The organism is Streptomyces sp. KR55, assembly GCF_052245645.1.
Taxonomy (GTDB): Bacteria; Actinomycetota; Actinomycetes; order Streptomycetales; family Streptomycetaceae; genus Streptomyces; species Streptomyces flavusporus.
Genome location: NZ_JBQQCE010000574.1, coordinates 1 through 5,516 on the forward strand (window position 1 = coordinate 1; position 5,516 = coordinate 5,516).

The 5,516-nt window shown below is 73.5% G+C and carries 2 protein-coding genes; both read left to right on the forward strand.

Annotation, left to right across the window (positions count from 1 at the left end; translation table 11 throughout):
- Positions 1-2,872 (forward strand): beta-ketoacyl synthase N-terminal-like domain-containing protein (locus ACTWQJ_RS45570; RefSeq protein WP_443312268.1); only part of this gene is annotated, 2,872 nt, incomplete at its 5' end.
- A partial coding sequence (gene fabD / locus ACTWQJ_RS45575) for an ACP S-malonyltransferase (RefSeq protein WP_443312269.1) occupies positions 2,869-5,516 on the forward strand: 2,648 nt, incomplete at its 3' end. The genes ACTWQJ_RS45570 and fabD, both read left to right, overlap by 4 nt.

Below are 5,516 nucleotides of genomic sequence, written 5' to 3' on the forward strand. Positions count from 1 at the left end.
GATGCTGCAGAGCGAGTACCGCCACGTCCGCTCCCGCCACGTGGAAATCGACCGCGCCGCGACCGACGAGCAGCTGTGCCGCTGGGTCGCCGAGGAGCTGTCCGCCGACGGTGAGCCCGCCGAGGTCGCCTACCGCGGGGGAGTGCGCCACCTGGCGACGTTTGCCGAGGCCCCGCGGGCACAGCGCGCCGAACTCAGCTTCCCGGCGGACCACGTGCTGTGGGTGACCGGCGGCACGCGCGGCCTCGGGCTGCTCACCGCGCGCCACTTCGTCGCCCGGCACGGCGTGCGCAAGCTGGTCCTCACCGGCCGCGAGGAGCTGCCGCCGCGCGCAGAGTGGGCCGCGCACATCGCCGAGGACGGCCCGCTGGGCCGCAAGCTGCGCCCGCTCGCCGAACTGGCCGCCCAGGGCGTCGAACTCGAGGCCATCGCCGTGCCGTTGGACGAGAAGGAGGCGCTCGCCAAGGTCCTCGCCGACGTCAGACTGCGGCTCGGCCCGGTCGGCGGCGTGATCCACAGCGCGGGCTTCACCGACTTCGAGAACCCGGCGTTCGTCCGCAAGCCGCAGACCGGCGTCGCCCGTGTCCTCGCACCGAAGGTGTTCGGCCTGGACGCCCTGCTGGAGTGCTTCCGAGACGAGCCGCTCGGCCTGTTCGTGCTGTACTCGTCGGTCGCCGCCGCCGTTCCCGCCCTCGCGGTCGGCCAGAGCGACTACGCCATGGCCAACGCCTACCTGGACGCGGTGGCCGAGGCCCGCCCGTACGGCCTGCCCCTGGTCAGCGTGCAGTGGCCGAGCTGGAAGGACACCGGCATGGGGGAGGCCCGCAGCGCCGCCTACCAGGCCTCCGGCCTCGCCTCGCTCACCGACGCACAGGGGCTGGCCCTGCTCGACCGCGCGCTGGAGAGCGGCGCCCGGGTCGTGATGCCCGTACTGCCGCGCCCCGACGCCGAGTTCAGCGCCGAGCGCCTGACGGCACGGCGCCTGGAGACCCCGCCCGCCGCACCGGCCGCCACGCCCACCGCACCGGCCGCCGCGCCACGACCGGTGGCCGGCGCGGGCGCGGACGTGCGCGCCGCCGTCGAGGCGGTCGCCTCCTGGCTGCTCGACCAGCTCGCGGCGGAACTGCGCTTCGACCGCGCCAAGCTGGCCGGGGACGTCCCGGTCCATGATTACGGCATGGACTCGATCATGGTCTCCCAGCTCGTCCAGACCGTCGCCCAGCGCCTGGACGTCTCGGTCGACCCGTCGGCCCTGCTGGAACACCCGACGGTGGACGGCTTCGCGGCGTATCTCGGCGAGGAGCACCGGACGGAGCTGCTCGCGGAGTTCGGCGGCACGGAGACCGGCGGCACGGCACCCGAGGCTGAGGCACGGCCGGAGTCCGCGGCCCCGGCACCGTCGGAATCCGCAGCCCCGGCATCCGTCTGGGCCTTCGACACACCCTCCGACCCACCCGCCACCGTCCACCAGCAAGGCACCACCTCCCACATCCCCGACCCGCGAACCGACGCCATAGCCGTGGTCGGCCTCTCCTGCCGCTTCCCCGACGCCGACTCCGCCGACGCCTACTGGGAGCTGCTGCGGGACGGCCGTACGGCTCTGCGTCCCGTCCCGGACTCCCGCTTCGGCCGCTCCCTCGGTTACCACGCCGGGCTGCTGCCGGAGGTGCTGCGGTTCGCGCCCGAGAGGTTCCTGCTGTCCGAGGCGGACGTCAAGGCGATGGACCCGCAGGCGCTGCTCCTGCTGGAGGAGGTCGACAGGGCCGTGCACCACGCCGGTTACCGCCCGGCGGACCTCAAGGGCCGCAGGGTCGGCGTGTACGTCGGCGGCCGGGCCACCCACACCCCCGACCCGGCGGCCCTGGAGCGGGCCAAGAACCCGGTCGTGGTCACCGGCCAGAACTACCTCGCGGCCAACATCTCCCAGTTCTTCGACTTCCAGGGCCCGAGCCTGGTGGTGGACACCGCCTGCTCCTCCGCCCTGGTGGCGATGGACATGGCCGTACAGGCACTGCGCACGGGTTCCGTCGAGTCGGCCGTCGTCGCCGGTGTGAGCCTGCTCGCGGACGACCGGGCGCACCGGGTGTTCGGGCAGCGCGGGCTGCTCAACCCCGGCCCGGAGTTCCACGCGTTCGACGGCCGGGCGGCCGGCCTGGTGCTCGGTGAGGGCGTCGGCGTCGTCGTCCTCAAGCCGCTGGCCCAGGCCCAGGCGAACGGCGACCGGGTGCTCGCCGTACTGGAGGGCATCGCGATCAACAACGACGGCCGCACCGCCGGACCCGCCACCCCCAACCTGCGGGCCCAGAAGGACGTGATGGCCGAGGCGCTGGCGCTCAGCGGCCGCGCGCCGCAGGACGTCGGCTGGGTGGAGACCAACGCCTCCGGCTCGACCGTCACCGACCTGCTCGAACTGAAGGCGATCGAGGGTGTCTACGGCGCCGGCCCGGCCCGTTCCACGCGGCTCGCGCTCGGATCGGTGAAGCCGAACATCGGTCATCCGCTGGCCGCGGAGGGCATCGCCGCGTTCATCAAGGTCGTCCTGATGCTGCACCACCGGCAGCAGGTGCCGTTCCGTTCCGGACAGCAGCCCCTGCCGCACTTCGACTTGGACGCCTCCGCGATGTACTTCCCGAGAGAGCCCCGCCCGTGGCCTGCGGGCGCGGACCGGGCCGCGCTCAACTGCTTCGCCGACGGCGGCACCAACGCGCACCTGCTGCTCGCCCCGGCCCCGGCGGACCACCGCGCCGCCCGGGCGCCGCTGCCGCAGCCCCCGTCGGAGCGCACGGTCGTCATCCGGGGCACCGCCTACGAGGCGCCCGACGCGCCTGCCCAGTCGGCGGCGGCCGACCTGTTCTGGGACATGTACCGATGACCGCGGCCAACGGGACGCCCCCGATGATCGAGACGCCCACAGGGCGCCTGCCCGTGGTCTTCATGTTCTCCGGGCAGGGCTCGCAGTACTACCGCATGGGCGAGGAACTCTTCGAGTCCGACGAGGTGTTCCGCACGGCCCTGCGGCGGTACGACGCCGTCGCCGCCGGGCTGCTGGGCGAGTCGGTCCTCGCCCGGATCTTCGACCCGGCCCGGCGCAAGAACGACCCCTTCATCGACACACGGCTCACCCACCCGGCGATCGTCATGATCGAACTCGCCCTGGTCGAGACCCTGCGCGCGGTCGGCATCGAGCCGGATTACCTGCTCGGCTCCAGCCTCGGCGAGTACGCGGCCGCGGTCGTCTCCGGCAGCATCGACGCCGAGACATGCCTGCGGCTGCTCGTCCGGCAGGCGGAGAGCCTGCCGGCGGGCCCGCGCGGCGGGCTGCTCGCGGTCATCACCCGCCCGGACGGCCGGGACCGGATCCCCGCGCTGCCCGGCTGCGAGGTCGCCGCCCGCAACTACCCCGGCCACATCGTGGTCGCGGGCACCGACGCGGACCTGGACCGGGCCGAGGCGGCCCTGCGCGCGGCCGACGTGCTGCACCAGCGGGTGCCGGTCGAGTACGCCTACCACTCCAGCCTGATGGACGGCGTCCTCGCCGAGTGCCGGGCCGTCTTCGACGGGGTGACCTTCGCCCCACCGCGCATCCCCTGGGTGTCGTGCGTGGATGGACGGCTCGTCGAGCGGCCCGGTGCCGACCACTTCTGGCAGGTCGCCCGCAGACCCATCGAGTTCGAGCGGGCCATGGCCGCGATGCGGGCCCGCGGCGACTTCCTCTACCTCGACCTCGGTCCCTCGGGCACCCTGCACAACTTCGTCCGCGGCAACCTCCCGGCGGGTGACCGCTCCCGTTCGCTGCCGCTGCTCAGCCCGTTCGGCCACGACCCACGGGTCCTGGAACAGGCCCGGACGCTCGCGGCACCGGCCTCCTCCCCCTCCACCACTGCGATCACACATCCACATCCGACTCCGGTGACAGCGAAGACGGCAAGGAAGGCACACGGCATGAAGGTCTACGGTTTCCCAGGTCAGGGGTCTCAGCAGCGAGGGATGGGCAAGGAGCTGTTCGCCAGGTACCCGCGGGAGACCGCGATCGCCGACCGCGTGCTCGGCTACTCGATCGAGGAACTGTGCGTCCACGACCCGGAGCGCCGCCTGGGCCGAACCGAGTACACACAGCCGGCGCTCTACGTCGTCAGCGTCCTGACCTACCTCGACCGGCTCGCCGAGGACCCCGAGCCGGCCGACTACCTGATCGGCCACAGCCTCGGCGAGTACGCCGCCCTGTTCGCCGCCGGCGTCTTCGACTTCGAGACCGGGCTGCGCCTGGTGCAGCGGCGCGGCGCCCTGATGGCGGAGGCCGGCGGTGGCGGGATGGCCGCGGTGGTCGGCTGCGACGAGGCGACCGTGCTGCGGGTGCTCGCCGACTCCGGCATCGACGAGCTCGACCTGGCCAACCACAACGCCCCCGACCAGTTCGTGCTGTCCGGTCCGGCCGAGCACGTCGACGCCGCCCGCGCCGCCTTCGAGTCGGCCGGTGTCCGCGCTGTCCGGCTCAATGTCAGCGCACCCTTCCACTCCCGCTACATGCGCGACACCGCCGCGGAGTTCGCCCGCTTCCTGGACGGCTTCACCCTGCGGAACCCGGCCGTCCCGGTGCTGGCCAACGTGGACGCGCAGCCGTACGCCCCCGGCGCCGTCAAGGCGACCCTGACCGCACAGATCGCCTCCCCGGTCCGCTGGACCGACACGGTGCGTCGGCTGATGGGCCACGGCGATTTCGAGTTCGTGGAGCTGGGCCCGGGCCGGGTCCTGACCAATCTGGTCGCCAAGATCAGGAAGAACACGGAGCCGCTGCCCGCCCCAGGAGCGGGGGAACGACTCGATGAGCAGCTTCCTTCCGGCCAGTTGCCGCCCCCCGTACGACCCGCGGCCTTTGCCGCCCCGACGGCTGACACCCTCGGAGCCGCCACCTTCCGCGAGCGGTACGGTCTGCGGCGCGCGTATCTGTTGGGCGCCCTGTACGGCGGCATCTCGGGCCGCGAGATGCTGGGCGCGGCGGCCAAGGCCGGGCTGCTTGGCTTCCTGGGGACCGGCGGCCTGCCCCTCGACGAGGTGGACGGCCTGCTGCGCGACCTGGCCGGGGAACTGGGCCTGGGCGGCTCCTTCGGCGTCAACCTGCTGTACCGGCACGGCGCCCCCGAGGAGGAGTCCGCCCTGGTGGACCTGCTCCTGCGGCACGGCGTCGACCTGGTCGAGGCGTCCGGCTTCCCGCTGATCACCCCGGCGCTGGTCCGGTTCCGCCTCAAGGGCGGCCGGATCATCGCCAAGGTGTCCCGCACGGACGTGGCCGCCGAGTTCCTGGCCCCGCCGCCGGAGCGGCTGGTCGCCCGGCTGCTGGAGGCGGGCGAGGTCACCGCGGAGGAGGCCCGCGCGGCGGCCGGCCGGCCGATGGCGGACGATCTGTGCGTGGAGGCCGACGGCGGCTGGCTGAGCAGCACGGCCGACCTGCTCACCCTGCTGCCCGCCGTGCTGCGGCTGCGGGACACGACCGCGACGGGCGGCCACCGGGTGCACGT